The sequence below is a fragment of the Paenibacillus sp. EKM211P genome (genome assembly GCF_011066175.1).
GTDB lineage: Bacteria > Bacillota > Bacilli > Paenibacillales > Paenibacillaceae > Paenibacillus > Paenibacillus polymyxa.
In genome coordinates this window covers 15,283-38,003 of sequence record NZ_JAAMNS010000021.1, presented here as the reverse complement: position 1 = coordinate 38,003, position 22,721 = coordinate 15,283, and the positions used below count along the sequence as shown (strand labels likewise).

The 22,721-nt window shown below is 43.9% G+C and carries 12 protein-coding genes; 9 read left to right on the top strand and 3 right to left on the bottom strand.

Annotation, left to right across the window (positions count from 1 at the left end):
- The first annotated feature begins 189 nt into the window (after window positions 1-189).
- On the top strand, window positions 190-2,292 hold the full coding sequence (locus tag G9G57_RS22910; protein WP_164965590.1) for a bifunctional 2',3'-cyclic-nucleotide 2'-phosphodiesterase/3'-nucleotidase: 2,103 nt from the start codon (window positions 190-192) through the stop codon (window positions 2,290-2,292).
- Between the two features lie 274 nt (window positions 2,293-2,566).
- On the top strand, window positions 2,567-3,628 hold the full coding sequence (locus G9G57_RS22905; RefSeq protein WP_102997680.1) for an EAL domain-containing protein: 1,062 nt from the start codon (window positions 2,567-2,569) through the stop codon (window positions 3,626-3,628).
- Between the two features lie 150 nt (window positions 3,629-3,778).
- Here the strand turns inward: G9G57_RS22905 and G9G57_RS22900 are convergent, their stop codons facing one another.
- On the bottom strand, window positions 3,779-4,870 hold the full coding sequence (locus tag G9G57_RS22900; RefSeq protein WP_164965589.1) for a hypothetical protein: 1,092 nt from the start codon (window positions 4,868-4,870) through the stop codon (window positions 3,779-3,781).
- Between the two features lie 270 nt (window positions 4,871-5,140).
- On the opposite strand from G9G57_RS22900, the gene G9G57_RS22895 reads away from it, so the two are divergent.
- On the top strand, window positions 5,141-6,841 hold the full coding sequence (locus G9G57_RS22895) for a glycoside hydrolase family 13 protein (RefSeq protein WP_164965588.1): 1,701 nt from the start codon (window positions 5,141-5,143) through the stop codon (window positions 6,839-6,841).
- Window positions 6,842-6,912: 71 nt separating this feature from the next.
- Here the strand turns inward: G9G57_RS22895 and G9G57_RS22890 are convergent, their stop codons facing one another.
- Both G9G57_RS22890 and pdaA read right to left on the bottom strand, forming a co-directional pair.
- The gene (locus G9G57_RS22890; RefSeq protein WP_113050912.1) at window positions 6,913-7,680 is read right to left on the bottom strand and encodes an HAD-IIB family hydrolase; all 768 of its coding nucleotides are present in this window, start codon (window positions 7,678-7,680) and stop codon (window positions 6,913-6,915) included.
- A gap of 161 nt (window positions 7,681-7,841) precedes the next feature.
- Entirely contained in the window at window positions 7,842-8,639 is a 798-nt protein-coding gene (gene pdaA, locus G9G57_RS22885; RefSeq protein ID WP_016818827.1) for a delta-lactam-biosynthetic de-N-acetylase, read from the bottom strand.
- Window positions 8,640-8,907: 268 nt separating this feature from the next.
- Here pdaA and G9G57_RS22880 point away from each other — a divergent pair, with 268 nt between their 5' ends.
- From G9G57_RS22880 to G9G57_RS22855, 6 genes are all read left to right on the top strand, one after another.
- Complete coding sequence (locus G9G57_RS22880) at window positions 8,908-9,930, top strand: methionine ABC transporter ATP-binding protein (protein WP_016818826.1); 1,023 nt, start codon at window positions 8,908-8,910, stop codon at window positions 9,928-9,930.
- The gene (locus G9G57_RS22875) at window positions 9,927-10,592 is read left to right on the top strand and encodes a methionine ABC transporter permease (protein ID WP_117290455.1); all 666 of its coding nucleotides are present in this window, start codon (window positions 9,927-9,929) and stop codon (window positions 10,590-10,592) included. Before G9G57_RS22880 ends, G9G57_RS22875 begins: the two co-directional genes overlap by 4 nt.
- Window positions 10,593-11,070: 478 nt before the next feature.
- Window positions 11,071-14,550, top strand: a complete 3,480-nt coding sequence (locus G9G57_RS22870; protein WP_185156696.1) for an S-layer homology domain-containing protein — start codon at window positions 11,071-11,073, stop codon at window positions 14,548-14,550.
- Window positions 14,551-14,711: 161 nt separating this feature from the next.
- Window positions 14,712-17,852, top strand: coding sequence for an ATP-binding protein (locus G9G57_RS22865; RefSeq protein WP_044787772.1), 3,141 nt, complete (start codon window positions 14,712-14,714; stop codon window positions 17,850-17,852).
- Window positions 17,853-18,010: 158 nt separating this feature from the next.
- Complete coding sequence (locus tag G9G57_RS22860) at window positions 18,011-19,162, top strand: response regulator (RefSeq protein WP_025363840.1); 1,152 nt, start codon at window positions 18,011-18,013, stop codon at window positions 19,160-19,162.
- Between the two features lie 785 nt (window positions 19,163-19,947).
- Window positions 19,948-22,575 (top strand): tetratricopeptide repeat protein, encoded by a 2,628-nt coding sequence (locus G9G57_RS22855; RefSeq protein WP_164965587.1) that lies wholly within the window; start codon window positions 19,948-19,950, stop codon window positions 22,573-22,575.
- Window positions 22,576-22,721 lie beyond the last annotated feature (146 nt).

Here is a 22,721-nt window from a genome sequence, read left to right as displayed (position 1 = left end):
TTCCAACTTTTTCAGGAGATTTATTGGCTTTTTTTATACGCAAAATAATTATTTTTTCATAAATATTTTAAGCAAATGACTACTCTTTTGTCTGGCGTTGGATTAAAATAGGAATGGTGGGTTCAAAGCTTACATATATGTGCAAAAGTATGTATATGAGGCATACACCTTAATGAGGAGGGGTATATTTTGTTATTTCGTAAAAATTGGTTTAAAGGGTTTACAGCAGCAGTTGTAGCTTGTAGCCTGCTGGTGTTTTCAGCGGCTCCATCCTGGGCAGCTATCGATTCTCGCGATAGCGCTACGGTGAATTTGCGGATCATGGAAACAACAGATATTCATGGGGCGCTGATGAATTATGATTATTATTCGGACAAAGAAACTAATGAATATGGCTTGGTTAGCACAGCAAGCTTGATCCAACAAGCACGTAGTGAAACAAGAAACAGCATGCTGTTCGATAACGGTGATTTGCTGCAGGGCAATCCATTAGGCGATTATATGGCCCGCAACAAAACCTTTGAGAAAGAAGGCGGTGTCCATCCGGTCTATAAGATGATGAACTTGATGGATTATGATGCGGCTACTGTCGGCAACCACGAATTCAACTATGGTCTTGACTTCCTGGACAAATCGCTCAAGGGAGCTGATTTTCCTTACGTAAATGCGAACGTTTATGTTGATAATGAGGGTCAAGCTACTAAAAATTATTTTACTCCTTATCAGATTCTTGATAAAAAAGTAACGGATGAGAAGGGCGAAGAGCATACGCTTAGGGTGGGTGTCATCGGTCTGGTAACCCCCCAAATTATGCAGTGGGATGAAGCTAATTTGAAGGATAAGGTCGTTACGAAGGATATTGTGGAAACAGCCAAAAAGTTTATTCCACAAATGAAAACAGAAGGTGCTGACATTATTGTCGTGCTTGCACACACAGGCTATGAGGATGTGCCGCAAACGCCAATGATGGAGAATGCCGTTAAATATTTGAGCCAGGTAGACGGGATTAACGCGATTTTGTTTGGGCATGCTCACAAATCTTTCCCAGGCTCTGATTTTAAAGATATGAGCGGTGTAGATTTGGATAAAGGAACAATTAATGGCGTACCGGCTGTGGAAGCTTCTTCGTGGGGTAAGGATCTGGGCATTATTGATCTGAGCTTGGAGAAGAGAAATCGCGAGTGGCACGTAATCAACTCTCAGTCAAAAGTGCGTCCAGTTGTGAGTACTACCAATCAGGCAGTGCAGTTTACTCCTGAATTTAAACTGATTGATGCGATCAAAGGAGAGCATCAAGGAACGCTGGATTATATCCGTCAACCTGTCGGAACAACGACTGCACCGATTACCAGCTATTTTGCATTAGTGCAGGATGACCCGTCCATTCAAATTGTGACAAATGCACAGAAATGGTATGTTCAAAACCATCTTAAAGGAACCGAATACGAAAATCTCCCCGTATTATCGGCAGGCGCTCCATTCAAAGCCGGTGGTCGCAACGGTGCCGAGTATTATACCAACATTCCTGAAGGTACAATAGCGATTAAAAACGTGTCCGATCTGTATGTGTACCCGAACACGGTTCATGCTGTAGAAGTTACTGGTGCTGAAATTCAGGAGTGGCTGGAGTGGTCTGCGGGTCAGTTCAACCGCATTGATCCTAGCAAAACTGAGGAACAATCGCTGATCAACAAAGATTTCCCAACCTACAATTTTGATGTGATTGACGGTGTGAATTACCAGATTGATGTAACTCAGCCTGCACGATATGATGCCAAGGGAACTATTATTGATTCTTCAGCCCATCGTATCAAGGATCTGCAATACAATGGGAAGGCTATTGATCCTGCACAGAAATTTATTGTTGCGACCAATAACTATCGTGCTTCCTCCTCCAAACTGGCTAACCCAGATGGCAAACGAATTGTGATGGCAGCACCGGATGAAAGTCGCCAAGTCGTTGTTGATTATATCCGTACGAACGGAACGATTAACCCGTCAGCGGACGGCAACTGGTCTATTGCTCCTTTTGGTCAGGCCAAGGTTACTTTTGAGTCCTCTCCTGATGCCAAAGACGTGCTGGCCGGAAATCAACAAATTTCATACTTGAGCAACGCGGCAGACGGGTTTGCCAAATACAGCTTGAAAGCTGGCGCTAAGCCTAGTGCAGCAACGACCTCTGTGAAGGAAGCTGCGGCACCTGCGAAAGCAACCGCGAAGCCAGCTGTCAAAACGACTAAACCTGCGGCTGCAAAACCGGCTATAACAACGAAGCCAAAGGCGTCCAAGTAACTTGGGATTTTAGTCTCCACTCCATAACAGAATGAAGCAGTAAGTCTCTTTAAACAAGAGATTTGCTGCTTTTTTTGATGCCCAATACAATAGTACCGTGTTTATTATGAGTGTAAAAAAGGCTTTGTTTTTGTCGAATATGTACTTAAGTCCTAAGTTGTTGTTCGGAATAAGCTTATTTTTTGTCAAAACACGTAATTATATAGTACTTTTGTTCTAATTGTTTGTGATATAATGGTGAAAAAACCGGGAAATTGTTCCGAGGAGGACCATTATGACTTGCAGCAATTGCAGCATCATATTACCTATTAAGGATCAAGGATTGCTGAAAATTAGGCATTCTAGGGTGTCGCTTACTCCAGCATTAGAGGGCTTGGGTATGCTATCGGAACAAATGAAACCAGAACATTGGTGTGAGGATAACATCGTGTTTCGCTACGACAGCCGTTCACAGTTGGAACAGTTGGTTAACGGACTGGCTCGTCTGCCGCAGGAGTGCTTGGACCAAATGCAAGTTGTGGTGACTGGTTTGCAACATGTTGAGGGATTTGAGGACTGGCTTTTATTTAGTCAATTGCAAGCTCGACTGCAACATCCGGATCTGGTGAGTATTATTAAGAATCAAAACTTTACCAGCCATATGCAACCTATTGTTGACTACAAGCTGAATATCATAGGCTTTGAGTTTTTGCTGCGTCCATCACAGCCCGATAAGTCTTTTCAGCCTTTCCGATTGTTTGAAGTTGCTCGTGAAGCTGGCTTGCATGCTCATTTGGATCGCTCGGCTCGTATTTCCGCCATTGAAAAAAGTGCGACATGCCTTCCGACGGGAATTAAACGATTTATTAATTTTCTCCCTTCAACTATTTATAATCCGGCTTATTGCTTGAATCATACCTTTGAGACAATTGATCGGCTATCCATGAATACGGAGGATTTTGTGTTTGAGGTCGTAGAGACGGAAGAAATAGACGACCTGAATTTTTTGCATCAAATCTTTGAACAATATCGTACACGGGGAGTTTCGGTGGCACTGGACGATGTAGGGGCAGGTTATTCTACGACAGAGCTTATGAATTGCCTCCAGCCCGATTATGTTAAAATTGACCGCAGTATAATTGATGGCTGTCACAGTAACAGTGATCAAAAACGCCAAATTACTGGGATAGTGGAATCCGCTTTTCGTTTTGGTGGTCAGGTGTTGGCTGAAGGTGTAGAGCAAATGGAGGATTTTGAATTTTGTCGTGATGCAGGTGTGTCGCTAGCTCAGGGTTATTTGTTTGGTAAGCCGGAGCCTACTCCACCATCCAATTTTATACTTAGTAGAGTAGTGTAATCTGAAATAGCGTATTCTATAAAGAAATCGACACAAATAACCCGATGATCTATGGTCACCGGGTTATTTGATTTTTTTAGAACAACTACATCTTAATTATATTCTTTGCACTATTGAGGCGACCCATGTGTCCATCTAATGTTATTACGATTATAGTGTGATCACGTATAAACCCAGCGGAGTAGTCGCGCTACCTGCAACCATGAAGCTAAGAGAATAGCTCGACTGGCCAGACGGGACGCGGATGTCAGTCAGTCGGCATACCTTGGTATTATCTTGTAGCAAGGGGATACCGTATACATGACCATCTACGCGTACAGACCCGGCGAATGCACCTCCACGTGGATTAGCGTAGATTCGTACGGTACGTACCTCACTACTGTGATTAACGATAGGAATGGTTGCGTTATATATTGTTCCGAATTGTCCGCGATTATCAAGCGCAGGCCCCAGCTCGCTGCGTTCCCCTGTAAACAGAAGATCTGCAGGAGTTTCGCCGTTCAGCTTCTTAGTGGCACATGCTCGGTAGTTGGCGCTTTGCCCTACTACATACTCCGGCATACGCGCATTTGTTTCAGAAAAGGACCATACGCCCCGTGGATGCGCCTGTGGCGGGGGTACAGGGGGGAGCGCATCCTCATGAATCTCGCGCAGATCAGTCTGCGTATCTTTGCTGACTACGGTGCGAATCACATAGTCCAGCGTACCGTGGCCTTCGGCATATTCTACCGTGAGGTCATAGACGAATCCGGCCAGTGATCCTTCGGGTAGCTCAAATTCCTCCAGCAAGGCGGTGCCTCTGCCAAATTTGTGACGGTCTACTGGCTTCAGACGTTTCATCGTACCCGCCAAACAGCTTTTGGCAATAGACTGCCCAACATCAATAATCCAGTTGCCATCCTCAGGTACAATCTCCAGGGCACGTTCAATATGGCGTACTTCCAGGCGGGCCGTGCTTTTATTCTCTATGGTGATGCCCAGTTTAACAGGGCTGTCGATTTTGTTATAATGCCAGCCGAAAATCCGGTGCTTGACTGTCCGGGTGGTGGTGCGAACCACATCATGCCACAAAGTGGCTTGCTCGGTAGGTACCGTCACGTGGGTAAGCGTCTCCGGGTTATCACTAAGCATCAGGCGGCGTGTTCCCCCCTCCGTGGCTGACTCCACATCCACATGGATGTTGGGCGGGATCACAGCTGACTCCACAATCAAATCCTTTGGCTCCTTGGGTCGAAGGTTCATATCAATTCCTCCCTAAATTCAAGAATGGCACCGCTTTTGGTTCAAGTATATGGGTAGTTCATAAATATAGGTAACGCCAAGTCCATGTATACAACCTGTTTTTCAAAAAATAAATTAAAAAATATATCGTAGGCTATAGCAGCTCTGCTTGTGTGCCTAAGCAAGCTTACAAGTCCCTCATTTCCCTGCCCCGACGATTCGCATACAGGTATTGCGTGTATGTTAAGAGCATAAGCTATTGGATGTACAGAGAAGATACAGGAGGGAAACATGCCTAAAAAAATATGGTGGAAGGAAGCTGTTGTTTATCAGATATACCCGATCAGTTTTCAAGATTCTGACGGAGACGGAAAAGGGGATTTGCGAGGCATTTTGTCTCGGCTGGATTATCTGTCTGAGCTGGGTATTGATGTGATCTGGATTTGCCCGATATATAAGTCGCCCAATCACGATAACGGATATGATATTAGCGATTATTATGCCATTATGGATGAGTTTGGAACGATGGAGGATTTTGATGAACTCCTTCATCAGGCGCATGAACGAGGTATTAAAATTATGATGGATTTGGTATTAAACCATACGTCGGATGAGCACCCGTGGTTCACGGAGTCACGCTCGTCCAAGGATAATCCGAAGCGGGACTACTACATATGGCGAACAGGCAAAAATGGCGGATATCCGAACAACTGGGAATCGTATTTCTCCGGTTCTGTATGGAAATATGACAAGCTTACAGACGAATATTACATGCATCTATATTCCGAGCATCAGCCGGATCTGAACTGGGAAAATGAAGAGATGGTGGGTGAACTCTATCGTATGGTGGAATGGTGGTTAAAAAAGGGAGTCGATGGCTTCCGCTTTGACGCTATTGCCCATATTGTCAAAGCCGAAGGACTGCCGGATGCGCATAATCCTGACAAACAAACCTTGGTGCGTGCCTATCAGCTCTTTTCCAACCTTGAACAGGTACATGTACTTCTACGGATGCTGAACGAAAAGGTACTGGAGCGTTATCCCTTAATGACGGTTGGTGAAACGTCCGGTTTAGGGCCAGAGCAGGCACTGGATTATGTGGGAGATCAGCGGCATGAGCTGAATATGGTGTTCCAGTTTGAGCACATGTTTATTGATGCCCAAGGGTTAGGAACGGAAAAATGGAAGTACAAGTCGTGGACGCTGGTGGAACTGAAAAAAATAATGAGTAGTTGGCAGACGGTGCTTCATCAGGAAGGATGGAATGCCAATTATCTTAATAATCACGACCAACCGCGGGCTCTTTCTCGATTTGGGAATGATGGGCAATACCGTGTGGAATCCGCCAAAATGCTGGCAACCTTCACACATATGCTTGAGGGTACGCCTTATATTTATCAGGGTGAAGAGATTGGGATGACGAATATTGCCTTCCCTTCGATTGATGATTATCGGGATGTGGAAACGTTAAACTACTATGAGCAGCAACGGAAGCTCGGTGAGCCGGAGGAGCAGATTATGGCCGCGATCTGGCGAAAAAGTCGGGATAATGCACGCACTCCCATGCAGTGGAATGCCGGACCTGCAGCCGGATTTACCGATGGAGAGCCGTGGATGAAAATTAATGATAACTACACGCACATTAATGCAGAGGCGGAAAGAAATAATCCGAACTCGATTTATCACTATTATCGCAAGTTGATTGCTCTGCGCAAACAACATGAGGTCATAGTCTATGGCGAATACAAGCTGTTGTTGCCACTTGATACAGAACTGTATGTATTTGCGCGCATGCTGGGACAAGAGCGTTTGCTAGTCATTCTGAATTTTTTTGACCGTGATCCAGTGTTCCACTGGCCCGACGGTGAGGAGTTTCCTATCGCCAAGGCGGGGCTGCTTCTCTCCAACTATGAACCGGTAAAAGGAGAAAATTTGCACGCTTTGAAGCTGCGCCCTTACGAAGCTAGAGTGTATAAGTTAACCTTAAAATAAATGTTCGTTATCCTTAAGATGATAAAAGAAGGGGAGGCTCATAGAGGAGCCTCCCCTTCCTTAGCGTTGGACTACACAGTTACTGTTTCAGCCAATTCACGTATTTTGGCGATAATCCGTTCTTCTTGATTTTCCCCCTCATTAGGGATAGATTCAGTCGCGTAGGCAGCCAGTTCAGCATGATGATGAATCATGACGGCATGGTGTGCCTCTTTGAACATTGGAATATCATTCGCATCATTACCAAAGGCGATAAATTGACGAGGCTGCACACCTAGCTTCTGAAGCGCGTTCCATTTATGGATATTCTGTGGGCTAATGTCCAGTACCTGTTCATTGCGGTGTTGATGAATGACCACACCCAGCGGTAGAAGCTTAGCAGCCAAGCCTTCCATATCGTCAGCAGTTAAAATGAGTATTTTTACAATAGATTTCAGGGCCGCCAAAGGCAGCTTTTGCGCCAACTTGCTAACATCCACATTGCTGAGTATGGGATGATCAGCTGGGCCTGTATACGCATAATCCCACTCACTGTCAATCAAGTAGGTAGCTTGGTGTTCCTCCAGCAGTGGGAGCAGAGCATTCTGTACTTCCGGAAGAAAGGACTCTACGTATTTTACACTGCCATTTTGGGAGATCATTGAGCCGTTACCGCCAATCAGGGTATAGTTGTGAAAGCGTTCAGGAAGTACAGGCAGCATGTCGCGGATTGGTCGTGCCGAGGCAAAAATGACTTCATGTCCCGCTTGAGTTAACTGTTCCAAACAGCCTGCAATCTTATCCGACACACACTGCCCCTTGAAGCAGATCGTCCCATCCAAATCAAATACAAAGTGCATAATAGATGTACCTCCAAAAAAGTGCTCTCCAAATCGTTTCTTACGTCATTATATCCATGACCTTCCTTATTCGTAAACTTAAAAGCCCGATTCACACTGTCTGCTAGAGCAGATGTGGATCGGGCTGATGACGGTATTAAGTCATTAAGTTAGAGCTATTTTTAGTGATAATGCTTAACTTTAAGGTCATCCAGGCTTTTGAACTCATATCCTTGCTTACGAGCCTCGTCAATGATCGAGCCAAGTGCCTCGGCATTATCCTTGGATACGGAATGGAGCAAAATGACCGCTCCAGGGTGGAGCTGCTGCATGACTTGGCGATAGGCATAGTCTGTCCCTCGCTGAATATTCGTGTCCCAATCCTTGTAGGCTACCGACCAGAACACACTTGTATATCCGGCTTCTCGACAGGATGCCAATGCTTTTTCATTAAAAATGCCGCGCGGTGGTCGGACATATTTCATTTCCTTTTGCCCGGTCAGCTCTGCAGATGCAGTTCGTACCCGATCCAGCTCAGATCGAATCTCTGCCGAAGAGATGGTGCTCATATCAGGATGGCTCCATGAATGGTTTCCGATGATATGGCCTTCACTCGCCATGCGGCGCATCAAATCTGGTTGGTCTTTTACAAAATGCCCAGTAACAAAGAAGGCGGCCGGAACCTTTTTTGCTTTCAATACATCCAGTACCTTGGGAGTATATCCATTTTCGTAACCGTTGTCGAAAGTAAGAAATAATTCTTTCTTAGTCGTATCCCCCAAAAAGATGCCGCCTTGTCTTTCAATCAGGTGCATAAAGCCTTCTTGTGCGATGGAGGGCAGCTCGCCTCCTTTGCTTTTTTTAAACCCAAAATGATACGGTTGTCCGTCCACAGCTTGGGTAGCTGATGCCGATTCTCCCATAACTGTGGACATTCCCATCATTGCAATGCATAGCCACAAGGTCAATATTCGCTTCATCTATGTTCCTCCGTTTCCGCCCCGGTTCGGGTAAGATGTGTATACTTCGGCATATTCCATACCATCTGCAATATCATGTTCATTTATGCAAAGAAAGAAATGCTTGCACCAAACTTAAAACACATATTGACATCAATATAAAATCGAAGTAGTATACTCTATAAAACTTACTAAAATACTCGGATTTAATTCGAGTATTCATGCCATAGGAAAGAAATCAACTCAGAGAGATCTTACATACTTGATGGAGCGGAAGGAGTTAGGAGCTATGATTGAACTTAGGAATGTATCCAAAACCTATGTAAGAAAAGGCTTAAGCATTCAAGCGTTAAAAAATATAAATATCACAGTAGATAAAGGAGATATCTTTGGTTTTATCGGATTTAGTGGTGCAGGGAAAAGTACGCTTATCCGTTTGGTCAATCGTCTGGAGAAAGTAACGACTGGTGAGGTTCTTGTCGAAGGGGAGAGCTTAAATGCCTATTCGACCTCCGGGCTGCGAAAAGTAAGGAAAAAGATCGGAATGATTTTTCAGCATTTTAATCTGCTGGAATCGAAAACAGTATTCGAAAACATTGCCATTCCATTGGTGTTGCTCAAGCGCAACAAGCGGGAAATTGAGAGGCGTGTAACAGAGTTGCTGGCATTCACAGGATTATCGGATAAGGCAAATAGCTATCCCAGCGAGCTTTCCGGCGGGCAAAAGCAGCGTGTCGGGATTGCGCGGGCGCTTGCGAGCAACCCGTCCATTTTGCTCTGTGATGAGGCAACCTCGGCACTTGATCCGCAGACCACGCAGTCTATTCTTGATTTGCTTCGCAAAATCAACAAGGAATACAAGATCACCATCTTGATCATTACCCATGAAATGTCGGTGATTCAGCGGATTTGCAATAAGGTGGCCGTCATGGAAAAGGGAGAAATCATTGAGCAGGGCAACGTGCTGGAGGTATTCGGACAGCCGAAGCATCCAACGACGCAAAGCTTTGTACGCACAGTTATTCACGATCAAGTGCCGGATAGTGTGCTGCAAACGTTCGAGCAGCAAGAGTCGCAACGCATCTACAAGCTGGAATTTATCGGACAGGCAGCTTCCGACCCAGTGGTTCATGAATTGATTAGGAAGCACGATATCCATGTGAACATTTTGTTTGCCAACATGACGGAGATTCAAGAAACGACGATTGGCTATATGACACTTCAATTGCGCGGTGAGCAGCATGCCGTTCAGCAGGCTGTTGATTTTATCAAGAGCAAAGGAGTTCATATTCAGGAGGTGGAGAGTCTATGATGATTACAGGTACCACGATAACTTGGGATCAACTGTGGGAAGCTTTGTATGAATCCGTGCTCATGGTCAGCATATCATTATTTATTGGCGCTCTAATTGGTATCCCTATCGGTATTTTCCTCGTCGTCACCCGTCCAGGCGGAATTTTGGAGAACAAATGGCTATACAGTATTTTGAATCCGATCATTAACATTGTTCGTTCCTTACCGTTTATTATTTTGCTGATCGCGATCATTCCGTTAACCCGTCTGATTGTGCATACATCCATTGGGACCAGTGCGGCGATTGTCCCCTTAATTATTTATATAGCACCCTATATCGGTAGGCTGGTCGAAAATTCGCTGTTGGAGGTCAATCCGGGGATATTGGAGGCAGCAGATGCGATGGGAGCAACTCCGTTTCAGGTCATTCGATACTTCTTACTGCCCGAGGCATTCAGTTCTCTGATTTTGTCGTTAACGACAGCTGCCATTGGACTGATTGGTGCAACGGCTATGGCTGGTGCGGTCGGCGGCGGCGGCATTGGCGATCTGGCGATAGCGTATGGCTATCAACGTTTTGATACGCTGGTTATGCTCATAACCGTCGTCATTCTAGTCGTGTTTGTACAAGGGGTTCAATCCTTGGGCAACCTGCTCTCTCGCAAAGCACGCAGGGGTTAATGAACAAAACGGATATTCAACATATGTAGTTGGCATGTTAGGTTTTAGCATCATTCCATTATCCAAGAGCATCCTCGCTCATTATGAGCAAATTGCAAATATTTTGATTTCACCTCTTCATTTCTGATCAAGAACGCCCTATATCAATGGATAGGGCGTTCTTGTCATTTCTTATATTAGAACGGTCATAGTCATTTTCCACCGTCTCACCCATCCTCGCTAGTTCTGTCTAAATAACCATTTGCAGCAACAAATTAAATGAATACATGCATATTAGGCCATGTGTAGTTAGCTCCAAGTCAAGCGATATTCTACGAAACACGTTGTATAGGTCTAATTGTTCAGAATCGGTTCAGTGGGGTTTCGTATAATTCTTTTAGCATAGTTCCTTGGTTGCATAAATCGTAGAACTAAACATGACTAAAGCCTTTGATATAACAGGATATATGCCAATAAATAGCGTCTAGGAGTGAAAATATTGAAACTTGTAAATCGAAATAAATGGATTGCATCTGCAATGGTGCTGGGGATTGCTTCAGGCTCCATTGTATCTCTGCCTTGGATGGGCGGCGCCCAGACTGCTTATGCAGCGACAGCAGATACGCAAAGTGAGACTGGATTTGTAGCACAAGCTCGCACTTTGGGTTTGATGACAGGTGGTAATCAGGGCGATTTTATGGCACAAAAGAATTTGACCCGCGCCGAAGCGGCTAAAATTTTGTGCAGTCTGTTCCAGTTGGAAGTTAACAATCAGCCGCAAACATCTTTTATGGATGTGTCCTCGGATGCATGGGGTGCTCCCTATATTGAGGCTGTACGTGCAGCCGGGTATATGACAGGCAACGGAGAACTGTTCCGTCCGGGAGATGCCATTACCAAGGAAGAACTGATCGTATCACTAGTACGCGCAATGGACTTGCAGGATGCAGGTACTACGGATGCACAGCAAAATGCAGTTCAGGTAGCTCGCAATTATGGTTTGTTATCAGAGAATGCTTCTGCAACGGATTTGAAAAATCCATTGAACCGGGAGAGCAGTGCAGAAGTATTCGTTAGCCTGTTGGATCATCCAGTAGGAGAAGTGAAATCAGAGGGCAATACGGTTCGAATCGGAAATATCCCCTACCAGCTGGAAGGATCTTTGCAAGGCTTGTTCGGTGAAAATAACAAAGCGGTATTAAAAGGGGCAAAAATCGATCTTAACCGTAATTTGCGTACACTCACAGGTGTAAAACAGCTGGAAATTAACGCAGACGGTGGCGTATTTGACGGTAAGGGTGTGTCTTTTGATGGACGCCTAATCGTCAATGGTTCGGTAACCTTGAAAAACATGTCCTCCACAGGCGTATTAGAAATCAAAGGCTCAGGTACCCAGCCGGTATCAGCCATTTTGGAAAATACGACATGGTCTGGTGTTGAGCTTGGCTCTCAAGATGCACAATTGACAGCAACCGGGACGACAAAGATTGACAACTTGACGCTGAAAAATGATGCATCGATCGTGACCGAAGGTAATGCCGCGATTAGTCGTGTTTCATTGCAACAGGGACTTGGCAAGCTGTTGGTTAACGGTAGTATTGGTTTGCTGGATGCATCTCAATATGTGGGCGTTCCTTTTATTACGTTGGCTAAGGGAGCAGCAATCAGCCAGCTTAACCTGCCGGAACAAAAACAGCCACAGGATGTTATTATCAACTATAATGCGATGAAAGAAGCTGTTAGTCTCGTGAATGGTACGACGAAATCGTCCTCTACTGGAGCGGTTGTCACGGATACAGACAGCAAAGATAAGAAAAAACACAACAGTGACATTATCAGCGTAGACCGCAGTCGGCTGGAGACAGAAGTCCATGCAGCCAAAGAACTGCTGGAGCGTGCAGGCGAGGGTGGAACGGATCAAGCACTTTACCCAGCCGGAGCGAAGGAAAACCTGTCCATAGCCATCCATCAAGCTATGCTGGTACTAAACAATACAGCAGCTACACAAGTAGAAGTAGACCAAGCGCTCAGCACATTGAAACAGGACGTTTCTGTGTACACAGCCTCAGCCACAGAACCGGTGATTGGAACACAGGAATTAACTAGACTGATTCAGTTAGCTTCGACTACCCTTGAACAAAACCGAATGATTGGTGACGAATTTCCGCCTCTCTGGGATGACTCACTAAGTCAAGCGATTCGATTTGGCAACAATGTGTTGGAAGGGAATGCGCCTCAGAATATTGTGGATCGGGAAGTAGAAAGCTTGGGTCGAGTAATCAAGGTATACAAAGCATCAGTAAAACTCAGAGATGCCTATCTGCATTTTCTCGATGTAACGGATCGTGTGGAGAATTTGAAAACGGACAAAGCGCGTTACAAGTCCATAGTGAGGGAAGGATCAAAAGTATATCTGAATCCATTATCTACAACTGAGCAGTTGGAGGAATGGACACAAAAAATAGAAGGTGCCACAGAATCATTCCTGGCACTGCAAGCAGCGGACTTCTCAGTGCTTAAAAATACTTTACAAGAAGCGCAGGTTATCTACGATCAGAGTGGTTCTCAAAATACTGAACTAGACAACCTCATTCAGGAATATACAGAGAAGATGCACACCGCTATGACGCAGCTGGATGTATTGAACTTGAACATGGAGCTGAGTCAAAGGCTTACGGAATTCACTGCGCCAGTGCCTGCTACAACTCGGGAAAAACTGCAGCAGCTGGTTCAAGATGTTCAACTCAAACTGCTGTCTGACCCTGTGGCTCGTAATTACTTGAATACGGAAATGATGTTTTTAGAACAACAAACAGTACAAGCCCACTTTGCACTCATTATGCCGTTTACTCCTGAGGAACAATTGGTGATCTCTTATAATCAATTAAGTCAGGCTAAAGGGACCTATATTGAAAAATATAACGAGAAAAGACTACAATTGAGAGATAAAGTCATAGAAATGCAGACAGCGATCAATGGAATTTTGATGCAAAATTCAGGCGCATTAAGTGCTGAAGCCCAGCAAGCTTTGTCTTCTGCTTCAGAGCATGCCTCTATCTTCTTAGGTTTGTCCAGCTTTGAATTACAAGACGTTGTTCCTGTATACGAGGAGTTGCAACAAGTACAGAGCCAGTATGCTGCACCAATAGCAGTGGATACCATGTTGTTAAATTTCAACATAAGTATTGCTAATAATGAAGTTCAGACGTTCGGCCGTCATTATACCGAACAAGATAACGAAGAGCTTCAAGGGCAAATTAATCAGGCAAACCTTGTGCTTAATACTCCGGATATTACACAGCTTCAGGTAGACCAAGCTAACACAGATTTGATTACAGCGCTTTCGAACTATCAATCCAAATGGATCGTAACTGATCTTGATATCCAAGAGCTTAAGAACATTGCGAACAATCTGCTTACAGTAAATGGTACAGATCCTACGACGGTCTACTTTCACAGAGTAGTGGATGCATTCAATCGTCTGGACCCGTATTATCCTATGCCGGAAGTTAAGAAAAATTATATGAATCTGGAAGATGCGATTCAGGAGTATAAAGATTTTATAGACAGCCAGCAACAAAGCAGCGGAACAGGCAGCGGCGACAGCAGTGGTGGAGCAACACCGCCAAGCGATAGCAGCGGAACAGGAAGTAGCGACAGCAGTGGTGGAGCAACACCGCCAAGCGATAGCAGCGGAACAGGAACTGGCGACAGCAGTGGTGGAACAACACCGCCAAGCGATAGCGACGGAACAGGAAGCGACGACAGCAGTGGTGGAGCAACACCGCCAAGCGATAGCGACGGAACAGGAAGCGGCCACAGCAGTGGTGGAGCAACACCGCCAAGCGATAGCAGCGGAACAGGAAGCAGCGACAGCAATGGTGGAGCAACATCGCCAAGCGATAGCAGCGGAACAGGAAGCGGAGATGATTCAGGCTCGATTCCTGGCGGTAGTATTGATGACGTTATAATTCCTTAATAAGGGGAATATAGGAAGTGCAAGGATGTATAGAAGGGGACGATTCCGCACAGATTTTATCTGCAGCGGGCGTCCCTTTTTGTGTGGACAACGCTTCTAATGTAGCTGGATAGAATAACCGATACAAAAAGATAGACGTTATTGAAAAGAGCGGGGGATTTATGAAAAAACAGGGTGTTTTATTTTTTATTATACTTCTGCTTGCGGTTGCGTTGCCGGTATATCCGTTAGTGTCGGGTGTATTATCCGGAAACAGTCATTGGAAAGCTCACAACGGTGTTATTGATTTGCGTAATTGGGACCCCGACAAGGAAGGTGCTGTACAGTTGGGAGGAGAGTGGGAGTTTTATCCTAATCAGCTTTTGCAGCCTTCATCTTTTCAGGAAACGGGATATCAGGATTGGGGAAATCGTCAAAACTCCTCCAAATTGGGATTAGGCACTGGATCTTCTGCCAAAATTGTGAATGTGCCTGGTAGATGGAATCAGTGGATGCCTGGGGGACAGGCGACTGGATATGGAACCTATCATGTTCGTGTACTGTTGCCTGAAAAAGTGGAAAATCTGTACGGCATCCATATGCAAAATATTCGCAACTCCAGCCGAGTATGGATTAACGGAGCAGAGGTGGGTGCGAGTGGTGTTCCCTCCGTTTCGGCCGACAAGGGCAAGCAGGGCAACGCCCCCTTTGTTGGATTTGCTGCAGTAGATGGACATGCGGCTGATATTACCGTGCATGTGGCTAATTATAGCTATTCCTCTGGGGGGATCATTTATCCGCTGCTGTTTGGGGATTATGCCAGTATTACGCATAGCCGGGAAGTAGCGATGGCGGAGGACACCGTACTAGTCGCAGGATTTTTTATCCCTACTGTATTTTTTATCATGCTGTACCTTTTACGTAAAAAAGAGAAGGCCTTGCTTTACTTAGCATGCTTTTGCGTCGCGGCACTATTTTACATTCTGACACATGGAGAGAAGCTGCTAGTCTGGGGAATGCCGGATTTGCCTTATGAATGGATATTGAAAATTCAATCGTTCTCTTCGACGCTGTTCTACTATTTTCTGATTCGGTATGTTCATCTTACGACACAGATTGTTATGAATCGGATCGTGCTGCGTCTCTATAGTATTACAACCGCACTGATGCTGGGTATGGGGCTATTGTTGCCTACACTGGTACTCTCATCCTTTGAAACGTTTATCCTTCTTTTTGGTGTAGTCAGTGTGGGATATGTATTACTGATCCTAATTCGTGGACTTGTTCAACGGACGGACGACGCTGCACTACTAGTCATTAGTATTATGAGCATTCTTATGATTGTTGTGACCAGTTTTGTGTATGTTCTGGGATGGGGAGATGTACGTGGGGTAACAGCCTATGAAATGCTCATATTCGTATTGGCTCAAACGCTGCTGCTGGCCAAACGTTTTGTACATTCGTTCATGGAGGTTGAGAACCTATCACGACGTTTGCTAACCCTGGATGGGTTAAAGGACGAATTTCTGGCGAACACGTCACATGAGCTGCGTACTCCTCTACATGGAATTATTAATATCGCTCAATCCATGCTAGACCGCTATGGGACACAATTTAATGAGCCGCAAAAGCACAATTTGGCCTTGATTGCGAAGGTAGGGCGCAGGCTTTCCTATTTGATTAACGATATTTTGGACTTTTCTAATCTGAAAAATGGAAGATTAGCCTTAAACCGCCGACCTGTAAACGTACAGGCTGCTGTGAGTTCTGTACTGGAGGTATTGGGTCATACAGTAGGTAAGAAAAAGCTCCAATTCGTCAAAGAATGGCCTAATTCGTTGCCTAAGGTGGATGCAGATGAACATCGCCTGAATCAGATCTTATACAATTTATTGGGGAATGCGATGAAGTTTACGGAGGAAGGCGAAATCGTAATCTCTGCCAAGACCAGGAACCGCGAAATGGAAATTAGTGTGAAGGATACCGGACCAGGTATTGCCCCAGACCATCTTTTGCACATCTTTGAACCTTTTAACCGAGGGGCGAATGCTGAGGACGAAGGATATAGTGGAACTGGGCTTGGGTTAGGCATAACCCGTCGTCTGGTGGAGCTGCATGGAGGCCATATCCGAGTAGAGTCCAGATTGGGTAAAGGTTCGACCTTTTATTTTACACTGCCCTTAGCGGAGACTGGTACGTCGGCACATGAAGCTCAAAAAAATGTTTTGTCTGAGGTTATATTGCAGCCTGGTGTGACCTCGAGTCAGGATGTGAATTCGCTTGAAGAAGATGGATTGGAGCAAGTGAGGAATGTTCCTTACAGAGTGCTGGCTGTAGATGATGATGAGGTTAACCTTCGGGTGTTGGAGGAGCTGTTATACACCACAGGTTGTAGTGTGGTGGCTGTGGACCATGCTGAGGAGGCGCTTCAGCTGCTGAATGGCCGTGCCCGATTTGACCTAGTTATTACGGACTGGATGATGCCAGAAATGTCCGGTATTGAGCTGTGCCGACGGATTCGCGAACGGTATTCTCTCTCCGAACTACCCGTGTTGCTGCTGACGGCACGCGACCTGCCCGGCGATATCCGTGCAGGCTTCATGGCTGGAGCCAATGACTTTCTACGTAAGCCTGTTGATGCTGAGGAATTAAAGGCGCGTGTGCGCACCCTGCTGAACATGCGCCATTCGGCAGAGGAAGCGGTGCGTTCGGAAATGGCCTTTTTACAGGCACAAATCAAGCCGCACTTTCTGTACAATGCATTAAATGTCATTGTTTCGACCGTAGCAGTAGACCCGGACAAAGCAGCAGAGCTGCTCATGGAGCTGAGCCAGTATTTGCGGGGAAGCTTTGATTTTCAGAACAGGGAGAATACAGTGCCGCTATGCAAGGAACTGGAATTGGTAGAATCGTATGTGGCATTGGAGAAAGCCCGTTTTGAAGAACGTTTGCAGGTGACTGTAGAGGTAGGGAGGAACATCCGCTCGCTGATCCCGCCATTAAGCATTCAGCCCATCGTGGAGAATGCGATACGGCATGGTGTGATGCAGCGGGCCACAGGTGGAACGGTGCGGGTGATTGTACAAGAGGCTGGAGCCGATTTTGTGGTCAGCGTGACCGATGACGGCGTAGGGATTCCGCCAGAGCGACTGCGACACTTACTGTCGGAGGAGCATGTATCCTCCAGTGTGGGGCTGCGTAATATCCATCGCCGTCTGATTCATATGTATGGAGAAGGATTGCAGATTGAAAGCAATCCTATGCAAGGGACGACGGTAAGCTTCCGTGTGCCGGAAATGACCTTATCTCGCCCTAGTGAATGAATAAAAAATACAGTGCATCTGCCGAAAAAAGCTAATGTCGCGCCCGAGTTTATACGATATATAAAATATAAGAAATTAAAAATCGGATGGTAAAGCAGACAGCTTGGTCATGGAGCATTGTAATGGATGGTTGCAGCAGGAAGGGAGCGCGGACACAGATGAAGGCGATATTGATTGATGATGAGAGGTCGGCACTAACCTACTTGGAACGGTTGCTGGAGGCGGACGGACGATTAACGGTCATGGGCAAATATACGTCTGCACAAGCTGGGTTGGATCATCTGGCGGCAGAACGTGTGGATATTGTTTTTATAGATATCGGAATGCCGGAGATGAACGGACTGGAGGCCGCCGAGTGGATTCAACAGCTGGACTCGCATATTCATATCGTCTTTGTGACTGCGTACTCGGAATATGCTATTGAAGCATTCGAACTGCAAGCACTGGATTATTTGTTAAAACCTGTTCATGCCCGGCGGCTTAATAAAACGTTGGATCGGATTGTAGCCACGCTGGCAGATTCCCGTCCTTCCAGCTCGGTCGTCGCAGCAGAGCAATTACCCAAAGTGCGTTGTTTTCAAAGGCTTGAAATTTTGGAGGATGGACAAGGAGCCGTGGGAGCAAAGCCATTCAAATGGCGTACATTAAAGTCGCAGGAGCTGTTCTCCTTTTTACTACACCATGAAGGGGAATGGGTTAGCAAGGAGCAATTGCTGGATGCGCTGTGGCCCGAATATCATTTGGACAAGGCTGTTGTTCATCTACATACGTCCATTTACCAAATTCGCAAGGCGCTGAAAGAACGGATGCAAGATACGAAGCTGGAGTACAATCTGGATCGCTATCGTTTGAACCGTAATGGCTGGGTTACAGATGTGGAGCTATTCGAGCGGGGAATTTCCGAATGGGCGGCATCTGGCAACGGCGGTACGCCGCGTATCGAGAGCCTGTTGGCTCTGTACCGTGGCAATTATCTGGAGGAACACGATTACCCATGGGCGTATGCAAAAAGAGAAAAGCTGCGCAATATGTATCTGGCATGTGCTTCAGAACTGGCTAGAGAAGAGCTCCGTTCAGGTCGTGCCCGGCAGTCCGTCCAACGCTTGCTCAACCTACAGCAGCGTGAACCTTATTCAGATGATATCTGCGGTTTGCTGCTGACTGCTTATGCCCAGCTGGGAGAGTATATAGCTGCTCAAAAGCATTATGAAAGTTTCGTCAGCTTACTGGAAGATGAGTTGGGTATTGAGCCGCAGCAGGTGACACACCAGTTGTACGTGCAATTGAAAACACAGACGCTACCTGCCTAGACTGCTGTACTGGCTCAGGTAGCCGCTCAAAAACCGCTTCAAAAGGTAATTCATTTGAAGCGGTTTTTTTGTGTGGAAAAAATCATTTTAATCGCCTCTTTTCGCTATGATCGAATATTCGCCGGGACCTGTTTTCTTCAGCGGCATATGCATATAGCATATCTCTTCACAGTTAGGTCATATTGAGAGGTTTATAAAGCCACGAAGACTTAAGGAGGCCATGGCATTGGGAAAAAGGAGACGAACTGGCTTTAAGGGCAAAAGAATTAGGGTGGATGTTAGACAATCTTCATCAGCTCACACAGGACAAGGCGGTAACCCCATTTCGATCAATGCTTCGGATGTTGGGGTAGTAAGAACAGATGTCAAAAATAAATAATCAGCTTGGATAGAAGCACATTTTTTAGTAAAAGACGGGCTGTGGTTTCCTAACATGTCAAGCCAAGAGATAAAAAAGCTGATCAGCCAGCGCGTACTGATACTTAATTGGTACGCGTTGTTTGAATTTAGTTTATAAATTTCAATAACTACAAAAATAAGTATAACCTAGTTTCCATGAATGTGTGCGTTTACTTCATTTCGTTTCTACACACAAGTTGTTCTATTAATTGTAATGTCTAAAGGCATACAGTACTGATCATTTACGCAACGGTAAAAAAATTGAAACCGCTCATATTAATCCAACTATTCAATCGTTCAAAAAACATTATAGTGATGATTGTAAATAATTGTGGTACTATGTAGAAAAACAGGACTTAAGAACCATATTTGAGAGAGGTGATTTTTTGGAATCCAAAGTTGAAAACATCAATTTATTGAATGAGATTGTATATAGTAGTTTAGAAGGCATTTTAAAAGAGTTGAATAAAAGAATCCATATCAAGCTCTATGCCCTTGTTTACAATGAAAAAGACTCTCTTGCTCAAACGGTTCGAATAAAAAAAACTATAGCGAGTAGCGGCGAACATGGGAAATCTGTTTCTCAAGACTCTCTGCAAGATGTATCAAACTTATACGGGGAGTTAAAAGCTGACTTTTCAGCAGTTGTCAATAGTTACGGAGGTATTAAGAGTTATTTTGATAAGGAAGAGCAACAACCGTATCAGGTATATATCAGTAATGACGAGAAGTTAAAAAATACTACTGAGAATGAGGTGCCAATTGAACAGGATTTAAGAGTTGAGGATAGCATACGTGATACCAAAATTATTTATTCTAACCACTTAACTTTTTATAATAGCCAAGCTCTGTATAACGTCGTATACATAGTAGAAGTACGAAATGTAGAACACGAGAATAGGAAGCTTTTTTATCATGAACCCGAAATATCTTTTCTAAGAATGATAATGGATTATTTTTTTAGTGATTATTTTGCTTTAGACAACCAATATAATGCTATAAAAATAAATAATAATAATCAAATCGACACAAAGTATAACGAGGACAGTCTTCATTTTACCCGAAGGTTAACAAGATTGTTCTTTGGAAAAATGCAGGGATATCTTAAAGATAATACGAGCCTTGAAATTGGAACTAGATATGACAATGAACTTCGAAGTAAGTATTATGTAGATAACCTGCTTGAAAAAATAGATGAAATATCTACTAAAACATATGAAGGTGCAAGTCCTTTTGGCTCCATTTTGTTTATGAATAAGGAGTGTATTAGGAATCCGCTTCTCATTCGGTTTACAGTGAAATTCACTAAAGAAGACCATATTCGACTGGACGATTCTAAACGTATAAGGAAGCTACTTGAATTAACAAATGTAGATAAAGATCTTTACCTTATAGCTGATGATAATGAGATACATGGACTAGGAGAGGTGAATTGGAACTTACAAAAGGATGCTTTAATACTAAAACTGGACTTTAACGGGATTTCTAAGTACAATCTTTTTCTGGTTAGAACAGATGCAGAACGGTCAAATTATGGTGAGCTTTTAGTAAGTAATGATAGGAAGTTCTATCGCTCAGATCTTAAATTGCTGGAAACGCGGCTGATATCAGTTTCTTTTAAAAACCCAAGACTTGGAGAAGAAGGTTACACACCAGAAAAATTTATAAATCTTTTGAAAAGTGTTTTTTGGGAAGGACAGTCTGATTGTGATGACATCTTCAATCAGAAGCTTGAGAAGTTGGATCAAATTGTTCGTAAGTCACGGGAACAGAAACATGGAACTATGGTAGTTATCACAGAATCGGATGTTGCAAAATTCGAGGTGGAGAGATTAAGTAAACAGTCAACACTTATTGAACCAGGTAACATAAATCCGGAATACATAAAATTCCTAACAGCTATTGACGGTGCAATTTATTTTGATATTGATGGAAACTGTCATGCAATTGGTGTCATTCTGGATGGTATTGCTAAGGAAAGTATAGGAGATGCTAGTCGTGGGGCTCGTTATAATTCTGCCCATCGTTACTGGCACAAACTTAAGGATATCAATAAACAGAACGAGAACGGTAAATGTGTAATTGCTATTATTTCAGAAGATGGCATGGTTGACTTAATTCCTGAATCCGAAGATGAGGGTAAGTTATTGGTATTGACTGAGGAAATTATTGATAGTATTAATGAAGAAAATCTCGATACTGAAAAGTTAAAAGAAAAGGAGGAAGTTCTTTTACAATCGAAAATTATAGATTGTGATTGGTTATTCAAAGTTGGAGAGGCGTACCAACTTAAAAAAAAATATGCCAAAGCAATTTCTTTTTTTGAATATGGTATGGAAAGAGCTGAGAGAAGCTATTTTCAACCTGAATATTTTAATGTACTAGGTAATTGTTATTGGCATACAAAGGATTACGAGTCGGCCATTAAAATGTACGGATTTGCAATTACTAAGACAGATGACTTAAAAAGGAAACACGTGTACTTAATAAATATAGGAAATGCTTATTTGGAACTTAGCCATGAGTTTAAGAAAGACGAACAAAAGCATCATTCCCTTTTAAATAAGGCAATAGATTATTTAACTGAGGGTATTGAACTAGCAAAGACTCATCCTGTTCAATCATCTGCTATGCATTATAATAGGAGAGCAATATGTTACTACCATTTAGGGGATTTAACAAAAGCAATTGATGGTTTCACAATGGCTTTGGCTGAGGAACCTAATAAGGCTGTATTTTTATGGAATAGATATTTGGTGAAAAAAGTATCTGGAGACATAATAGGTTCTTTAGAGGATATTATAGAGGCTGAATTCAACGAGCATAATAAAGATTATATTACTCAATTAAACAATCTTTTAGATAAGAATCGACATCTTATTAAGGAGGCTAATACATTTTATAATAGGTTGGCAGGACAAGAAACAGAATCTTCTGAGCTGGAAATTTTAATAGAAAAATATAATAAAGCTGTTGAATTAAGTAGTCTTACTGAGGATGCTGCAGTAAAATAAATTATCTGATGAAGATTAAAAGGATACAATTTTACTCAATAGTTCTCGTAGGTGTTTGATTGTTTTAGCTCTACTAACGGTTTATAACGTGTTAGAGTGTTGCCTACTCATAATATAAGGTATTCATAGATAGTGCAATAAACCAC

Excerpts from the sequence above, each read along its gene's own strand:
- G9G57_RS22905 (WP_102997680.1), top strand. The coding sequence starts at position 2,567 with ATGACTTGCAGCAATTGCAGCATCATATTACCTATTAAGGATCAAGGA.
- G9G57_RS22900 (WP_164965589.1), bottom strand. The coding sequence starts at position 4,870 with ATGAACCTTCGACCCAAGGAGCCAAAGGATTTGATTGTGGAGTCAGCT.
- G9G57_RS22895 (WP_164965588.1), top strand. The coding sequence starts at position 5,141 with ATGCCTAAAAAAATATGGTGGAAGGAAGCTGTTGTTTATCAGATATAC.
- G9G57_RS22890 (WP_113050912.1), bottom strand. The coding sequence starts at position 7,680 with ATGCACTTTGTATTTGATTTGGATGGGACGATCTGCTTCAAGGGGCAG.
- pdaA (WP_016818827.1), bottom strand. The coding sequence starts at position 8,639 with ATGAAGCGAATATTGACCTTGTGGCTATGCATTGCAATGATGGGAATG.
- G9G57_RS22880 (WP_016818826.1), top strand. The coding sequence starts at position 8,908 with ATGATTGAACTTAGGAATGTATCCAAAACCTATGTAAGAAAAGGCTTA.
- G9G57_RS22875 (WP_117290455.1), top strand. The coding sequence starts at position 9,927 with ATGATGATTACAGGTACCACGATAACTTGGGATCAACTGTGGGAAGCT.
- G9G57_RS22865 (WP_044787772.1), top strand. The coding sequence starts at position 14,712 with ATGAAAAAACAGGGTGTTTTATTTTTTATTATACTTCTGCTTGCGGTT.
- G9G57_RS22860 (WP_025363840.1), top strand. The coding sequence starts at position 18,011 with ATGAAGGCGATATTGATTGATGATGAGAGGTCGGCACTAACCTACTTG.